The sequence below is a fragment of the Methylobacterium sp. D48H genome (assembly GCF_053345715.1).
This window is the reverse complement of record NZ_JBKFAP010000025.1, coordinates 1-15921: the sequence shown is the minus strand read 5'-3', so window position 1 is coordinate 15921 and position 15921 is coordinate 1. Positions and strand designations below refer to the sequence as shown.

Below are 15921 nucleotides of genomic sequence, written 5' to 3'. Positions count from 1 at the left end.
CGGGGCGCCACGGCTCACTCGAGCCTGTAGGCGATGACCGAATCGCCCGGCGTGGTGCCGAGGGCGCCGTGCCCGCCCGCCGCGATCACCACATACTGCCGGCCGTCCCGGCCGCGATAGGTCATCGGGGTGGCCTGGCCGCCGGCCGGCAACGTCGTGGTCCACAGGACCTCGCCGGTCTGCATGTCGTAGCCGCGGATGCGGTCGTCGAGCGTGGCGGCCGTGAACGCGACGCCGCCCGCCGTGGTCAGGGTGCCGCCGTGGGCCAGCATGCCCATCTCCAGGGGGAGCGGGACCGCCAGGCCGCCGACCTTCTGCCCCGCGACCGTGCCATTGCGGCGCTTCCAGGCAACGGTGCCGTCGGCGAGATTCACGCCGACCCGCACGCCCCAGGGCGGCGCGCTGCAGGGGATGCCGAGGGCGGAGCGCATGTGCGCGATCGAGATCGCGTAGGGGCCGCCGAGATTCTCGTTGACCGGGCTCGCCTCGGGATCGGCACCGAGGAGGCGCCTCTCCGGCTCGCCCGGGGGGCGCGGGAGCAGGCGGTAGATGTAGGGCAGGTATTGCGGCGTCGCGATCATCCAGTGATGGACCGGATCGACCGCCACCGACCCCCAGTTGAACACCCCGATATTGCCGGGCCAGACGATCGCGCCCTCCGACGCCTGGGGCGGCGTGAACGGGTTGCCGTCGTAGCGGTTCGACCGGAAGGCGAGGCGGCACTGGATCTGGTCGAAGGGCGTGACGCCCCACATGCCGGCCTCCGTCAGCGGCGCCGGCGTGAAGCGGAGGGACGACATCGGCTGGATCGGGGACGGCGTCTCCCCCGGGATGTCGGTCCGGGTCGAGACCGGAACCTCGGAGACCGGCCGGACCGGGGCGCCGGTGCGGCGGTCGAGGACCCAGACGTTGCCGACCTTGGTGGGGATCAGGATCGCCGGCACCGTCTCCTCGCCCCGCGGCAGGCTCAGGAGGACCGGCTGGGACGGGTTATCGCGGTCCCACAGGTCGTGATACGCGGTCCGGAACGCCCAGCGCAGCGTGCCCGTCTCCAGATCCAGCGCCGCCAGGGCGTCGATGAGGGCCTCGTCCTCTCGCGACCGGGCCACGCCCACCTGATCGGGCGCCCGGTTGCCGAACGGCACGTAGACGAGCCCCAGGGCCTCGTCGGCCGAGAACTGCGTCCAGGCCACCGCCGAGTTGGGTTCGTAGCGTTCGTCGGGCCGCAGCGGCGCGGTCGCGTCGGGCTTGCCGGCGTCGAACTTCCAGACGATCGCGCCGGTGCGCACGTCGAAGGCGCGGATCACGCCCGAGGGGTTGTCCGCGTAGTAGTTGTCGGCGATGGCGCTGCCGAGGACGATGAGGTTCCGGGTCACCAGCGGTGCCGAAGTCTGCTGATAGGCGGCGCGCCGGAGGTTCGGCATCTGCGCCGTCAGATCGACGAACCCGTCCGCCCCGAAGGTCCTGCACGGGGCGCCGGTCTCGGCGTTCAGCGCGTAGAGGCGGGCGTCGACCGAGGCCGCGATGATCCGGCGCGGGCACTCGGCGACCGCGGCCGCGACGGCGGCGGCCCGGTCGGCGTCGGTCTCGGCGGGCGGCGCGTAGCCGGCCGAGTCGTTGTAGGATACGCCGCGGCAGGTCTGGTGCTGGTACTGGCCGTCCCGCGCCATCTTCGGGTCGAAGGCCCAGACCAGCCGGCCGGTCTCGGGCTCCAGGGCCTGGACGATGTTGTGCGGCGTGCAGAGGTAGAGCAGCCCGTTCACCTTGATCGGCGTGGCCTCGAAGGTGAATTCCTTCGGATCCGCCCGGCTGTCGCCGCGCAGGTCGCCGGTATGGTGCTCCCAGGCCACGGCGAGGCCCCGGACATTGGCGGTGCCGATATCCGCCAGCGCCGAGTAGCGCTGGCCGAGATTGGTGCCGCCATAGGCGACCCAGTCGTCGGCCGGAAAGGGAACGCCGCTCGGATCGACGGCGGCCGGCCCCGCCCCCGCGACCTTCGGCAGGCTGCCTCGCGTCTCGACCGGGTCGACGAACCAGGACGCGGCGCCCGAGGCCGCGATCAGCAGGACGACGACCCGGAGGGCGAGCGGACCGTTCCCGAGACCGGGCTTCCAGGGCCGTTCGGGCGCGTCGCGCAGGCGCCGCACCACGGAGGGCAGGCAGAGCACGAGGCCGACGAGGAGGAGCAGGGCCCCGCGCGGGATCCATTGCCACTTGTCGAGCCCGACCTCGCCGAGCGTCCACACGAAGGCCGCCGCCAGCACCAGGGCGTAGATCCGGAGGCCGTTCTGGCGTCGCCGGACCAGTTCGACGCCGGAGACCAGCACGCCCAAGCCCAGGGCCACGTAGAACCAGGACCCGCCCGCGAGGGCCAGTGTCAGACCGAAGCTCGCGAGAGCGAGGCCAAGCAGCGCGATCGACAGCGCTATCGTTCCGAGTGCCACGGCGGTGGTATCCGCTTCCTGAGCCGGCCGGTCACGGCGGCGCCGGAAGCTGAGCCCCCACGGCGCCGCCGCATACCCGACGGCTTATCGCCGCCGTAGCTGTCCCAAGGCTGGACAAGGCTGCCGGGCGCCGCCGCTCACGCCCCGGCCCGGTCCTCCGGACGCAGGCTGACCCTGTCGCCGTCGCGCAGCGAGGCCGCCGGGCCCACGACGACGCGCTCGCCGCCGTTCAGACCGTCGCGCAGCTCCAGGAGCGTGCGGGTCTGGCGGAAGATCGTGACGGGGCGCATCCGCACCACGCCCCCCCCGTCCCCAGCCGCCTCGACCACGGCCACGCGGGTCCCGTGCTGGTCGAAGATCAGCGCGTCGTTCGGCACCGTCACGGCGGGCGAGACCCGCGGGATCTCCAGCGTGATCGTGATGTAGAGTCCCGGCCGCAGCGCCCCGTCGGGGTTGGGGATGTCGACCTGCGTGACCAGCGTGCGCGCGGCCGAGAGCAGCGTCGTCGACGAGCGCGAGACCGTACCGGGGAAGATCCGGCCCGGGATCTGCGCCACCTCGACCGAGGCGGCCAGCCCGTCGCGGACCCCGTCGGCGGCGTAGAGCGGCACGTTCACCGCCATGCGCAGCACGTCGTCCCGGTTCAGCGTGAGGAGCGGCGCCCCCGTATTCGTGTCCGCCGTGACCGCGTCGCCGACGTCGTTGTTGCGGGCCGTCACCACCCCGTCGAAGGGCGCGCGGATCTCCTCGAAGCCGGTCAGGACCTTGAGCCGGGCGACCTGCGCCTCCTGGGCGGCGATGTTGGCTTCCGCGACCTTCACGGCGGCCCTGGCGGCGTCGACGTTGGCGGTCTGCGCCAGCACCCCGGCCTGGGAGGTGTCGGCGTTCTGCCGGGTCTCGACCCCGGTGCCGGCGAGCGTCGAGGTCCGCCGGTTGGTCACGTCGGCGAGGTGGCGGTTGGCCTCGGCCTGATCCACCATCGCCCGCGCCTGGATCAGCGCCGCCTGGAGCTGCAGCACCTGCGACTGGGCCTGGACCAGCTGCTGATCGAGGTCGGGCGCGCTGATCCGGAACAGCAGCTCACCCGCCTTCACGTGCGAGCCGATATCGACCTTGCGCTCGACGATGTAGCCGGTCGCCCGCGGGTAGAGGTTCGCGATGTCGAACGCCTGGGTGGTGCCCGTCTGGGTCAGGCTCAGGGTGTCGGAGGCCCGGGCCGCGGCGGCGACCCGCACGGTCGGCGGCTTCGCCTCGGCGGCGGGCGGACTCGCCGCGCGCGACGCGTCCGGCCACAGGCGGTATCCGAGGACGCCGAGGCCCGCCAGCGCCAGCAGGGCGAGCCACCGGCGGCCGCCGCGGGCGGGCGGGACGGTTCCGTCCGTGGCTGAACTGTCCCGGTCCGCCATCCTCGCCCTCGGGTCGCGCCGCGCCTGCACCGCCGCCTCGGCGCCCGGCCGGGACGCGTGCGCCGCCGTATTCAATGCGCCGTATTCAATGCATAGACCGCGCGCGGGCTCCGGGCGAGATGCCGCAGCGCACAGCGCGGCCCGCCCGCGGATCCTCCGAGCACGCGACCGGTTTCCCTGCCACGGACTCAGGGACCCATCCACGATGACCGAGATCTCCAGGCGCGCCGTCATCGCAGCCGCCGGCGGCGCGATGGCCGCGTCCTCCGCCGCGGCGCAATCCGCCGGGCCGGCCGCGCCCCGCCCCGAGCGCGGCGGCAAGGGCGCCGACATCCTGGGCCCGCGGAACCGGCCCCGCGCCGCCGAGGAGCCGTTCACCCTGGCGCCGCCCGCCACCGACCACGGCACCATGCCGAACCTGAAATGGTCCTTCGCGGACAGCCACATGCGGCTGGAGGAGGGCGGCTGGGCGCGCCAGACCACGATCCGCGAGCTGCCGGTCTCCAAGGCCATGGCCGGGGTCAACATGCGGCTCAAGGCCGGCGCGGTCCGCGAGATGCACTGGCACAAGGAATCCGAGTGGGCCTACATGATCAGGGGCAAGGCCCGGATCACCGCGGTCGACCAGGACGGGCGCACCTTCGCGGACGATGTCGGCGCGGGCGACCTCTGGTACTTCCCGGGCGGCATCCCGCACTCCATCCAGGGACTCGCCGCCGACGGGATCGACGGGTGCGAGTTCCTGCTCGTCTTCGACGACGGCGGTTTCTCGGAGGATTCCACCTTCCTGCTCACCGACTGGCTGGCCCACACGCCCCGGGACGTGCTCGCCAAGAATTTCGGCCTGCCCGAGAGCGCCTTCGCCAGGATCCCCGAGAAGGAGCTCTACATCTTCCCCGGCCCGAAACCCGGCCCGCTCGCGGCCGACAGGATGGGCGGCTCCGGGCCGGTGCCGAAGACCTTCAGCCACCGCATGCTGGCGCAGGAGCCGGTCCGCACCCGGGGTGGCAGCGTGCGCATCACCGATTCCACGGTGTTCCCGGCTTCCGTGACGATCGCGGCGGCCCTGGTCGAGGTCGAGCCCGGGGGGCTGCGCGAGCTGCACTGGCACCCGAACAGCGACGAGTGGCAGTACTACCTCTCCGGCCAGGGCCGGATGACGGTGTTCGGCTCGGAATCGAAGGCCCGCACCTTCGACTACCGGGCCGGCGACGTCGGCTACGTGCCCTTCGCCATGGGGCACTACATCGAGAATACCGGCGACACGACCCTGACATTCCTGGAGATGTTCAAGAGCCCGCGTTACGCCGACATCTCCCTGACGCAGTGGCTGGCCCTGACCCCGCACCCCCTGGTCCAGGCCCATACCGGGCTGGATCCCGAGCGCCTTGAGGCCCTGCCGGAGACGAAGTCCCCCGTTGTGCCGGGTTGACGCGCCCGGGAACCCGGACCGATCCTGGCGCGTCGACTCGCACAAGCGTTTCCGAAACCCGCTCGACTCTCGCACGGAGGGACCTATGCGTGCCGCGTCCCGCGCGCTCCTCGCCCTGGCGCTCGCCCTCCCCGCGGGCTCCGCCTGGGCGCAGGTGCAGCAGAACGACCCGAATGCCGCCAACGCCTCATTCGCCCTGCAGGGCCAGATCCGGTCGCTCAACCAGCAGCGGGTCTCGGACTTCAACACGCTGAACCAGACGTTCCAGCGCAACGTCCAGGCCGATTCCTTCGGGCCCTACCTGCCCTATCGGGGCGTCCGCGGGGATGTGTACCGGGGCCGCCATATCGGTCGGAACGGGATCGTGCGGCGGGGCGGCGGCCTCAACACGAGCGTCTGCACCGGCTGCTGACATCGGCCTCCGCGCCGCCGGGATATCCGCGCAGAGCGGGGAAAGCCCGAAAAAAACCTTTTCCCGCGGGCACGCTTCCCCCAGAAGCTGGGCCCATGGTGGCGTGCGCATGAATATCCTGCTGATCGGCTCCGGCGGCCGCGAGCACGCCCTGGCCTGGCGACTGGCCCAGAGCCCGCTCTGCACCCGCCTGTTCACGGCGCCGGGCAATCCCGGCACGGCCCGCCACGGGACCAACCGGCCGGACCTCAAGGTCACGGACCACGCGGCCGTCGCCGCCTTCTGCGCGGCGGAGGCGATCGGCCTCGTGGTGGTCGGGCCCGAGGCGCCCCTCGTCGCCGGCCTGGTGGACGACCTGAAGGCCGCCGGGATCCGCGCCTTCGGGCCGACCCGCGACGCCGCCCGGCTCGAGGGCTCGAAGGGCTTCACCAAGGATCTCTGCGCCGCCTGCAACATCCCGACCGCCGCCTTCGCGCGCTTCTCCGATCTGGAGCCGGCGCTGGCCTATGTCCGCCAGCAGGGCGCCCCGATCGTCGTGAAGGCCGACGGCCTCGCCGCCGGCAAGGGCGTCACCGTGGCCGAGACCGTCGACCAGGCCGAGGACGCGCTGACCGGCCTCTTCGCCGAGCCCGGCGCCGAGGTCGTGGTCGAGGAGTGCCTGTTCGGCGAGGAGGCGAGTTTCTTCGCCCTGTGCGACGGCACCCGGGCGATCTCCCTCGGCACCGCCCAGGACCATAAGCGGGTCTTCGACGGGGACCGGGGGCCCAATACCGGCGGCATGGGCGCCTATTCCCCGGCCCGGGTGGTCACCCCGGAGATCGAGGCCCGGGTCATGGCCGAGATCATCGCGCCGACGCTTGCCGGCATGCGGGCCCGCGGCTGCCCGTTCACCGGCATCCTGTACGCCGGCCTGATGCTCACCGCCGACGGCCCCAAGCTGATCGAGTACAACACCCGCTTCGGCGACCCCGAGGCGCAGGTGCTGATGCCGCGCCTCGCCTCCGACCTCGTGCCGGCCCTGCTCTCGGCCTGCGAGGGCGACCTCTCCGGCGTGAGCCTGGAATTCGATCCGCACCGGGCGGCCCTCACCGTGGTGATGGCGGCGGCCGGCTATCCGGGCGCCGTGGTCCGGGGCTCGGTGATCCGGGGCGTCGACGCCGCCGAGGGCGACGGGGTTCACGTGTTCCAGGCCGGCACCCGCGCCGAGGGCGGGCAGCTGCTCGCCGATGGCGGCCGGGTCCTGGCGGTGACGGCCCTCGGCGACAGCGTCACGGACGCCAAGGCCCGCGCCTACGCGGCGGTGGCCCGGATCGACTGGCCGGAGGGTTTTTGCCGGCGCGACATCGGGTTCCGCGCGGTGGCGCGGGAGGCGGAAGAGGGCTGAACCCCCGGTCTCGCTCGTGGCGGGTGCCTCCGGGCCCCACCCTGCCCTCCCGGACGAGGCCGGCGTGCCCGGAATGACGGGGTTGTCCGCGTCAAGCCGCCCGCCCCCTACTCCCCCACCGCCGCGCCGGCCGGCCGGCGGTTGTCGTTGGCACCATAGAGCAGACCCGGCCGCATCCGCTCCGTGCGCGAGGCGTCGTTGCCCGACGACGCGGCCTCCGGCAGGGCGGGCGCCGCGGCCCGGACCGCGATGAGCTCCTGCGCCCCCCAGGGCCTCTGCTCGACGATCGTGTGGCCCATGCCCCTGAGGATGGCCTGGGTGTCCGCCGAGAGCGCGAAGGGCTCGGCGTAGACCGTGTCGGGCAGCCACTGGTGATGGATGCGCGGGGCGTCCACCGCCTCCTGCGGCTCCATGCCGAAATCGAGCACGTTGATCAGCGTCTGCGCGTTGATCGTGATGATCCGCGAGCCCCCCGGCGAGCCCGCCACCAGCGCGACCTTGCCGTCGCGCAGCACGATCGTGGGCGCCATGGACGAGAGCGGGCGCTTGCCCGGCTGGATCGCGTTCCTGGTCCCCTGCACGAGGCCGAACAGGTTCGGCACCCCGGTCTTGACCGTGAAATCGTCCATCTCGTCGTTGAGGAAGAACCCCGTGTCGCCGGCGATCACCCCGGCGCCGAAATAGCCGTTGATCGTGTAGGTCAGCGCGACCGCGTTGCCGGCCTTGTCCATCACCGAGATGTGTGTGGTCTCGGGCCGTTCCCGCGGCTCCGGGCCGGGATCCGGGCGGATCTCCGCCGACGGGGTCGCTCGGTCCGGGCGGATCGAGGCTCGGAGCGTCTCCGCGTAGGCCGGCGACAGCAGCCGGTCGACCGGGTTCTCCACGAAGGCCGGGTCGCCGAGCAGCAGGTTGCGGTCCGCGTAGGCGCGCCGCATCGCCTCCACCATCAGGTGCACGGTCCGGGCCGAGTTGAACCCCGCCGCCCGCAGGTCGTAGCCGTCGAGGATGCTGAGGATCTCGCAGAGCGTGGTCCCGCCCGACGAGGGCGGGGGCGCCGACAGGATCGTGGCGCCCCGGTAGCGGCAGGTGAGCGGCTCGGACTGCGTCACCGTGTAGGCGGCGAAGTCGGAGGCCGTCAGCAGGCCGCCGCCCGCCCGGGAGGCCGCCTCCACGGCTGCCGGGATCGCGCCCTTGTAGAACGCGTCCGCACCGCGCTCCGCGATGGCCTGGAGGGTGCGGGCGAGGTCGGCCTGGACCAGCCGGTCCCCGGGCCGCCAGGGGCTGCCGTCCGGGCGCAGGAAGATCCGGGCGACGTTCGCTTGGCCCGCGAACAGCTTCGTGCCGGATTCGAGGATGTCGGTGTCGCCCCGGGTCAGCACGAACCCGTCCCGGGCGAGCGCGATCGCCGGCGCCATCACCCGCGCCAGCGGCAGGGTCCCGTACGCGGCGAGGGCGGTGTTGAGGCCGAGCACCGTCCCGGGCACGCCGGCGGCCTTCCAGCCGCGCAGGCTCGCACCCTTCACGACGTTGCCGGCAGCGTCGAGATACATGTCCCGAGTGGCGGCCGCCGGGGCGGTCTCGCGGAAATTGATGAAGCGGCTGCGCCCGTCGGCGCTGTGGAGCACCAGGAAGCCGCCGCCGCCGATGTTGCCGCAGCACGGGTTCACCACCGCCTCGGCGTAGGCGACCGCCACCGCGGCGTCGACGGCGTTGCCGCCGGCCCTCAGGATGTCGGCGCCCACCTGCGAGGCGAGGCGCTGGGACGAGACCACCATCCCGTTCTCGGCCTCGACGGCCGGCCCGGAGGCGGAGCGCGCAGCGGGCGCGCCCAGGGCGAGCAGGGCCGTGAGGAGCAGCGCGTGTGCCGGTGCGATCATCCCTGCCCTCTCCGGTGGCGGTCCCGCGCCGATGCTGGCGCAGGCCGCCATATAGGGCGGAACGACGCGGGCGCCCGCCGCCATTCCCACGCGCGACCTCATCCTGAGGCGCCGGAGCGCACGCAGGCCTCGAAGGAGGGTTCCGGACGACTCGCGACCCCTGGAAGGCGCCTTCGAGGCGGCTTCGCCGCACCTCGGATGAGGGGGAGCGAAGGGAGGTGAGGGATCTGACCGATCTGCCTCACTCGGTTTCGCTTGAACGCTTCGGTTGAGGTGCCCCTCTCCGTCATCACGAGCGCAGCGAAGTGACCCAGGGTTGCGCCACATCATGAAGCGTGGCGCTGCTGGATTGCTTCGCTCCGCTCGCAAGGACGGCGCCGCCGAAGGCCTCAGCCGTTGCGGAACGTGTAGCTGTAGCCGTTCAGCGCCGGCGCGCCGCCGAGATGGGCGTAGAGCACCTTCGAGCCCTTCGGGAAGAAGCCCTTCTTCACGAGGTCGATCATGCCCTGCATCGACTTCCCCTCGTAGACCGGGTCGGTGATCATCCCCTCGAGCCGGGCCGAGAGGCGGATCGCCTCCACGGTCTCCTTGGAGGGCACGCCGTAGACCGGGTAGGCGTAATCCTCGTTGAGAACCACGTCGTCGGCCACGATGTCGCCCGCGCCGACCAGGGCGGCGGTGTTCTGGGCGATGTCGAGGACCTGGGCCTTGGTCTGGGCCGGGGTGCAGGAGGCGTCGATGCCGATGACGTTGCGGGCGCGCCCGTCGGCCGAGAAGCCCACCAGCATGCCGGCATGGGTCGAGCCCGTCACCGTGCAGACCACCACGTAGTCGAAGCGCAGGCCCATCTCGGCCTCCTGCTTGCGCACCTCCTCGGCGAAGCCGACGTAGCCGAGCCCGCCGTACTTGTGCACCGAGGCACCGGCCGGGATCGCGTAGGGCTTGCCGCCCTCGGCCTCGACCTCGGCGAGCGCGCGCTTCCACGAATCGCGGATGCCGATGTCGAACCCGTCATCCACGAGCTGCGTCTGCGCGCCCATGATCCGCGACAGGAGGATGTTGCCGACCCGGTCGTAGACGGCGTCCTCGTGGGGCACCCAGGCCTCCTGGATCAGCCGGCACTTCATCCCGATCTTGGCGGCCACCGCCGCGACCATGCGGGTGTGGTTCGACTGCACGCCGCCGATCGACACAAGCGTGTCGGCGCCGCTCTTGATCGCGTCCGGCACGATGTACTCGAGCTTGCGCAGCTTGTTGCCGCCGTAGGCGAGCCCGGAATTGCAATCCTCGCGCTTGGCGTACAACTCGACCTCGCCGCCGAGATGGGCGGTCAGGCGCTTGAGCGGCTCGATCGGCGTCGGGCCGAAGGTCAGGGGATAGCGCTCGAACTTGTCCAGCATGAGGTCTCTCCGGGTCTCGGGGCGCCCCCGGGGCAGCAGCGGTCTCGGTCCGCCCGGGCGCGTCGAAGCGAGGCCTCGGCGACGGCCCGGCGCGAGGCCCGGCTCCGTCTTCGAGGCGCGGGGAGAAACTACCCGATCCGGAATGAAAGGTGCTCTCGATCTTCGAGCGCGAACAGATCTTGACTTGCGCTGCTGACTAGGCTGGCTACGGAGTATTCCGGATTTCGCGTCGCATCCGGAAGAATCATCCATGTCCGCAGGGCTCGACCGGATCGACCAGAAGATCCTCCGCCTCCTCCAGACGGACGGGCGCATGGCGAATGCCGAGATCGCCGAGCGGGTCGGCACCAGTGCGGCCACCTGCCATCGCCGGATCCAGCGCCTGTTCGCGGACGGGTTCGTGCGGGCGGTCCGGGCGCTGATCGATCCGATGCGGGTCGGGCGCGGCACCCTGGTCTTCGTCGGCGTCGTGCTCGACCGCTCGACGCCCGAGAGTTTCTCGGAGTTCGAGGCCGCCGTGCGCGCGATCCCCGCGCTCCTCGACTGCCACCTCGTGGCCGGAGACTTCGACTACATGCTGAAGATCCGGGTCTCCGACATGGCCGACTTCAACCGCCTCCACAGCGCCACGCTGATCGGCCTGCCGGGGGTGCGCCAGACCCGGACCTTCTTCGTGATGAAGGAGGTGATCGACAACGCGCCGCTGGATCTGTGATCGGGCTTCGCGCGATGCAGCCCACGCCGTCATCGCGAGCGCAGCGAAGTGACCCAGGGCCGCGCTACGTCCGGAAGCGTGGCGCTGCTGGATTGCTTCGCTCCGCTCGCAAGGACGGCGGCCGCAGCCATCAGCCGGAAACGGGATAAGCCCGCCTACCCCTCCCCGCGCCGCGCCTTCCGCAAGGCCTCCCAGCGCTCGAGCCGCTCGGCGAGCCGGGTCTCGTAGCCCCGCTCGGTCGGCTTGTAGAGGTGCTGGCGCCCGAGCGCGTCGGGCCAGTAATCCTGGCCCGAGAAGGCGTCGGGCTCGTCGTGGTCGTAGCGGTAGCCCTCGCCGTAGCCGATCCGCTTCATCAGCTTGGTCGGCGCGTTGAGGATGGTCCGCGGCGGCGGCAGGGAGCCCGCCTCCTTGGCCAGCCGCGTCGCGGCCTTGTAGGCCTCGTAGACGGCGTTCGATTTCGGCGCGCAGGCGAGGTAGATCGCCGCCTGGGCGAGGGCCAGCTCGCCCTCGGGGCTGCCGAGGAAGTCGAACGCGTCCTTGGCGGCGTTGGCCACCACCAGCGCCTGCGGGTCGGCGAGCCCGATATCCTCCACCGCCATGCGCACGAGCCGGCGGGCGATGAACAGCCGGTCCTCCCCGGCATCGAGCATCCGGCAGAGATAGTAGAGCGCCGCGTCCGGATCCGAGCCGCGCACGGTCTTGTGGAGCGCCGAGATCAGGTTGTAGTGGCCCTCCTGCGCCTTGTCGTAGATGGGCGCGCGCCGCTGTACGATCGCTTGCAGCGCCTCGGCGTCGAGGGTCTCGCCGGGGCGGGCCGAGCGCCAGACCTCTTCCGCCAGGGTCAGGGCCGCGCGGCCGTCACCGTCGGCCATGCGGACCAGAACGCCGCGCGCCTCCTCGGTGAGCGGCAGGGCCTGGCCCGTCAGCGCCTCGGCCCGGACCAGCAGCCGCGCGACGGCGCCCGGATCGAGGGCCCGGAACAGCAGCACCCGGGCGCGGGACAGGAGCGCGGCGTTCAGCTCGAAGGACGGGTTCTCCGTCGTCGCGCCCACCAGCGTGACGGTCCCGTCCTCCATCACCGGCAGGAAGGCGTCGAGCTGGGCCCGGTTGAACCGGTGGATCTCGTCGACGAACAGCAGGGTCCCCTGCCCGGTCGCCCGCCGCTTGCGCGCCGCCTCGAACACCTTCCGCAGGTCGGGCACGCCGGAGAAGATCGCCGAGATCTGCTCGAAATGCAGGTCGGTGCCCTGCGCGAGCAGCCGCGCCACCGTGGTCTTGCCGGTGCCGGGCGGCCCCCAGAAGATCAGCGAGCCGAGCGTCCGTCCCCGCAGCAGGCGCGTGAGCGCCCCGCCCTCCCCGGTCAGGTGTTCCTGGCCGACGACCTCGGCCAGGGTCTGCGGGCGCAGCCGGTCCGCCAGCGGGCGGGCGGCCTCGGCGCCGGGGGCGCGGCCGGGATCCGGCGCGGCGGGTGTCTCCGCGGAGGCGAACAGGTCGGACATCCGCGCATCAACACCGGGCGCGGCCGGGGGCGCAAGCCGGGAGCCGGGGCTTGCCCACGGCCACGGGCTCGGCGCCCCGCGACGGGATCAGCCGCCGAACACCGAGGTCAGGATCTCGCCGTTGCGGTTGATCGCGACCTCCCAGGAATTGAGGCTGTTGCGGGTGACCCGGTCGAGGTCCTTGGTGGTCGCCATCGGCACGCCGTTGACCGCCACGATCACGTCGCCCTTCTGCAACCCGACCCGGGCCGCGATGGAGTTCTCGTCCACCGCCTGCACGGCCACGCCCTCGGCCGGGAAGTCCACCTGCATCTCCTCGGCCACCGCCGGCGAGGTGTTGACGAGGGTCGCGCCGAGGAAGGGCGAGCGGGTCTTCACCTTGAGCGCGTCCCGGGGACGCGTCTCGGGAGCCGGGGCGAGCTTGACCGGGACCGTCTGTCGGGTCGTGCCGCGCAGGATCCCGAACCGGGCGTGGCCCTGCACGCCCTTCAGGGCGAAGCGGTAGCCGAAGGCCTCCGGATCGGCGACCTCCTGGCCGTCGACCGTGAGGATCAGGTCGCCGCGCTTCAGGCCCGCCTCCTCGGCCGGGCTCTTGGGCTGGAGGCTCGCCACCAGCACGCCGGTCGGGTGGTCGAGGCCCATGCTGTCGGCGATGTCGGGCGTCACGCTCTGGATGCGCGCCCCGAGCCAGGGCCGGCGCACGACGTTCGCCCCGTCCCGGGCGGCGTCGACCACCGCCTTGACCATGCCCACCGGGATCGCGAAGCCGATGCCGTGGCTCCCGCCCGACTGCGAGTAGATCGCGGTGTTGATGCCGACGAGTTGGCCGCGCAGATCGACCAGCGCGCCGCCGGAATTGCCCGGGTTGATCGCCGCGTCGGTCTGGATGAAGTACTGGTAGTCCGCGGAGCCGACCTGCGTGCGCGCCAGCGCCGAGACGATGCCCTGCGTCACCGTCTGGCCGACGCCGAACGGGTTGCCGATCGCCATCACGAAGTCGCCGACCTCCAGGGCGTCGGCATCGCCGAACGGCATCGGCACGAGGCCCTTCGGCGGTTCCTTGATCTTGAGCACCGCGAGGTCGGTGCGGGTGTCGCGCATCACGATCGTGGCCTCGAACTCGCGGCGATCCGCCAGGGCGATCCGCACCTCATTCATGTTGTCGATGACGTGGTTGTTGGTGATCACGAGCCCGTCGGCATCGACCAGCACGCCCGAGCCCAGGGAGCGCTGCGCCCGGTCGCCCCGGGGGCCGCGGCCGCCCTCCGGCTCGCCGAAGAAGCGGCGCATGAACTCCTCCATGGCGCTGGTGCGCGCGCTGGAGCGCTTATCCACGTGGGAGGCGTAGACGTTCACCACCGAGGGCGCGGCCCGCTTCACCACGGGGGCGAAGGAGAGCTGCACGTCGGCCTTGCTGAGCGGCACGACCTTCGCGGTGCCGTCCTTCGCGGGCTCCCGGGTCTCCGTCCGCGCCATCTGCGCCGCGGCCGGGCTGGCGGCCAGCAGGGCTGCGACGAGGGCGGGCAGGGTGAGGCGGGTCAGCATGCAGGGCTCCGGCGTCTGGGCGGGCGCGCCGTCCAGGCCGAGACAAGGCAGGCGCACCGTGCGGCCCCACGCTATCGAGGTCGATTGCGGCAGGTCGACGACACCTTCGCCGCAGGCGGGGCGTGTCGCCGTCAGACGGCTTCCTTGCTGCGCGCCCGCCGCTTCCCGGCGGGCTGCGGCGCGGGCTCGGCTTCGGGTTCCGGCGCCGCGGCGCGCGGCTGCCCGAGACCCAGGGAGCGGGCGAGCTGCGAGCGCTGCTCGGAATAGCTCTGGGCCGTCATCGGGTAGTCCGAGGCGAGGCCCCACTTGGCGCGGTAGGCCTCCGGCGTCAGGCCGCGCAGGGTGAGGTGCCGGCGCAGCGTCTTGTAGGGCTTCCCGTCCTCGAACGAGATCAGGAAGTCCGGATTGATCGAGCGCCGGATCTCCTGCGCGGTCGCCTTGGCGATCGGCGGGCTCTGGCCGGCGTCGCAGACCCCCCGAATCGCCGCATGCACCTCGTTGAGGAGGCCGGGCAGATCCGCGCTCTGCACGTGATTGTGGCTCACATAGGCCGAGACGATCTCGGAGGCGAGCGTGACGAGGCGGAGAGAGCCGCCGTTCGACTGAGCCATGTCTCGTGCGTTGCCTTCTCGTGATGACGAAACTCGCCAGAACGCAAGCACTGCGTCGCGATTCGGACGCCTGATACAATCGCATTCGCAAGAAGCGTCAAGTCTTAAATTCGGAACTGGGGTATACGGTCCCAAATAGCGTAATAAGAGCGATCTTGATCGCTCAACCTCAAGGAGTAATGCCTGTCAGGGTCTCGCTTGTGCGCAATCGATATTGCCGATTTATCCCTGCGACCTGGCGCGGCCTGCACTCTACAGCCGAAGGTGCGATGCGGTGGCGGCTATAGAGCTTACGAGGCCGTTTCTGCCCATCGATTGTGCATTCGCAGAGCGTCGCTGGCCGATACCTCAAAGCCGATAAGACAACCTCAGCGACGCTTTGTGGCGGCCGCACCTCGGCGGTGAGCGACGGAGGGTCTGGAAGCGGACCGACGGTGCGCCAGTGGCGCAACCTGATCGCGAACTCGCTCGGGGCGTTCGGGCTCCGTCCGTGGCCGGACAAACGCAGAACCCGCCGTGCTGTTGAGCGCGGCGGGTTCTGTGTATCGGATTTGGTTGCGGGGACAGGATTTGAACCTGTGACCTTCAGGTTATGAGCCTGACGAGCTACCGGGCTGCTCCACCCCGCGCCAAGTCTGTGCGGCTGGTCCGGGTGCGTCGCGGCTCTGGCGAGCGTGCGCCGTGTCCGGGGGCCGGATCGGTGTTCGTGTCGAGGGAAGGTGTGTGTCTTGCGATGGGCAGGTCTGGCGGCGACCGACTCTCCCGTGTCTTGAGACACAGTACCATAGGCGCTGGCGTGTTTAACGGCCGAGTTCGAGATGGGATCGGGTTCTGGGCACGCCGCTCAGGCCACCAGACCGGCGCATCGCAATTCTTTTCGGACTGGCCGTCGCGGGTTGCGAGGCGCGTGTGTCCGGTTCGGCAAGCAGGCAGCGGTGTCGCTGCGGGTCTTCTTGTTTCGTGTGTCTCTGGCTTCGCCAGCCTTTTCGGCTGCCGAACCAGTCCGGACACGGATCACGAGAGCGATCAAGCCAATCGGGCGATTAGTACCGGTCGGCTCAACGCGTCGCCGCGCTTGCACCCCCGGCCTATCGACGTGGTCGTCTTCCACGGCCCTCAAGGGAGGTCTCGTTTTAAGGGGGGTTTCCCGCTTAGATGCCTTCAGCGGTTATCCCGTCCGTACATAGCTATGCTGC

Annotated in this window: 11 protein-coding genes, 1 tRNA gene and 2 rRNA genes; 4 read left to right on the top strand and 10 right to left on the bottom strand. The window is 71.4% G+C overall.

From position 1 onward, the window contains the following. Window positions 1–14: 14 nt before the first annotated feature. Window positions 15–2444: a membrane-bound PQQ-dependent dehydrogenase, glucose/quinate/shikimate family gene (locus tag ACLBX8_RS26175; protein WP_447700764.1), complete on the bottom strand. Its 2430-nt coding sequence runs from the start codon at window positions 2442–2444 to the stop codon at window positions 15–17. Window positions 2445–2581: 137 nt separating this feature from the next. Continuing rightward, window positions 2582–3850 carry an efflux RND transporter periplasmic adaptor subunit gene (locus ACLBX8_RS26170; protein ID WP_447700765.1) on the bottom strand — a complete coding sequence of 423 codons (1269 nt, stop codon included), beginning with the start codon at window positions 3848–3850 and terminating at the stop codon, window positions 2582–2584. Between the two features lie 205 nt (window positions 3851–4055). Here ACLBX8_RS26170 and ACLBX8_RS26165 point away from each other — a divergent pair, with 205 nt between their 5' ends. The 3 genes from ACLBX8_RS26165 (at window position 4056) to purD (ending at window position 7078) form a co-directional block, all read left to right on the top strand. Further along, window positions 4056–5282, top strand: coding sequence for an oxalate decarboxylase family bicupin (locus tag ACLBX8_RS26165; RefSeq protein WP_447716020.1), 1227 nt, complete (start codon window positions 4056–4058; stop codon window positions 5280–5282). Window positions 5283–5367: 85 nt separating this feature from the next. Beyond that, on the top strand, window positions 5368–5694 hold the full coding sequence (locus ACLBX8_RS26160) for a hypothetical protein (RefSeq protein WP_447683462.1): 327 nt from the start codon (window positions 5368–5370) through the stop codon (window positions 5692–5694). A 109-nt stretch (window positions 5695–5803) separates the two neighbouring features. Beyond that, window positions 5804–7078 carry a phosphoribosylamine--glycine ligase gene (gene purD, locus ACLBX8_RS26155; protein WP_103985063.1) on the top strand — a complete coding sequence of 425 codons (1275 nt, stop codon included), beginning with the start codon at window positions 5804–5806 and terminating at the stop codon, window positions 7076–7078. A gap of 107 nt (window positions 7079–7185) precedes the next feature. Here the strand turns inward: purD and ggt are convergent, their stop codons facing one another. Then, on the bottom strand, window positions 7186–8955 hold the full coding sequence (ggt, locus tag ACLBX8_RS26150) for a gamma-glutamyltransferase (RefSeq protein WP_447716019.1): 1770 nt from the start codon (window positions 8953–8955) through the stop codon (window positions 7186–7188). A gap of 389 nt (window positions 8956–9344) precedes the next feature. Beyond that, on the bottom strand, window positions 9345–10355 hold the full coding sequence (locus ACLBX8_RS26145) for a 1-aminocyclopropane-1-carboxylate deaminase (RefSeq protein ID WP_020095545.1): 1011 nt from the start codon (window positions 10353–10355) through the stop codon (window positions 9345–9347). 250 nt (window positions 10356–10605) lie between these two features. Between ACLBX8_RS26145 and ACLBX8_RS26140 the strand changes: the two genes are divergently transcribed. After that, the gene (locus ACLBX8_RS26140; protein WP_020095546.1) at window positions 10606–11070 is read left to right on the top strand and encodes an Lrp/AsnC family transcriptional regulator; all 465 of its coding nucleotides are present in this window, start codon (window positions 10606–10608) and stop codon (window positions 11068–11070) included. Window positions 11071–11225: 155 nt separating this feature from the next. On the opposite strand, the gene ACLBX8_RS26135 is transcribed toward ACLBX8_RS26140, so the two are convergent. The 6 genes from ACLBX8_RS26135 to ACLBX8_RS26110 all read right to left on the bottom strand — a co-directional run. Beyond that, the gene (locus tag ACLBX8_RS26135) at window positions 11226–12569 is read right to left on the bottom strand and encodes a replication-associated recombination protein A (RefSeq protein ID WP_447716018.1); all 1344 of its coding nucleotides are present in this window, start codon (window positions 12567–12569) and stop codon (window positions 11226–11228) included. A gap of 87 nt (window positions 12570–12656) precedes the next feature. After that, window positions 12657–14114, bottom strand: coding sequence for a Do family serine endopeptidase (locus ACLBX8_RS26130; protein WP_042674063.1), 1458 nt, complete (start codon window positions 14112–14114; stop codon window positions 12657–12659). Between the two features lie 131 nt (window positions 14115–14245). Further along, entirely contained in the window at window positions 14246–14725 is a 480-nt protein-coding gene (locus tag ACLBX8_RS26125) for a MucR family transcriptional regulator (RefSeq protein WP_020095549.1), read from the bottom strand. Between the two features lie 552 nt (window positions 14726–15277). Next, window positions 15278–15354: transfer RNA gene (locus ACLBX8_RS26120), tRNA-Met, on the bottom strand. A gap of 112 nt (window positions 15355–15466) precedes the next feature. Further along, window positions 15467–15582, bottom strand: a 5S ribosomal RNA gene (rrf, locus tag ACLBX8_RS26115). A gap of 165 nt (window positions 15583–15747) precedes the next feature. Further along, window positions 15748–15921 (bottom strand): 23S ribosomal RNA (locus tag ACLBX8_RS26110); the annotation flags it as partial.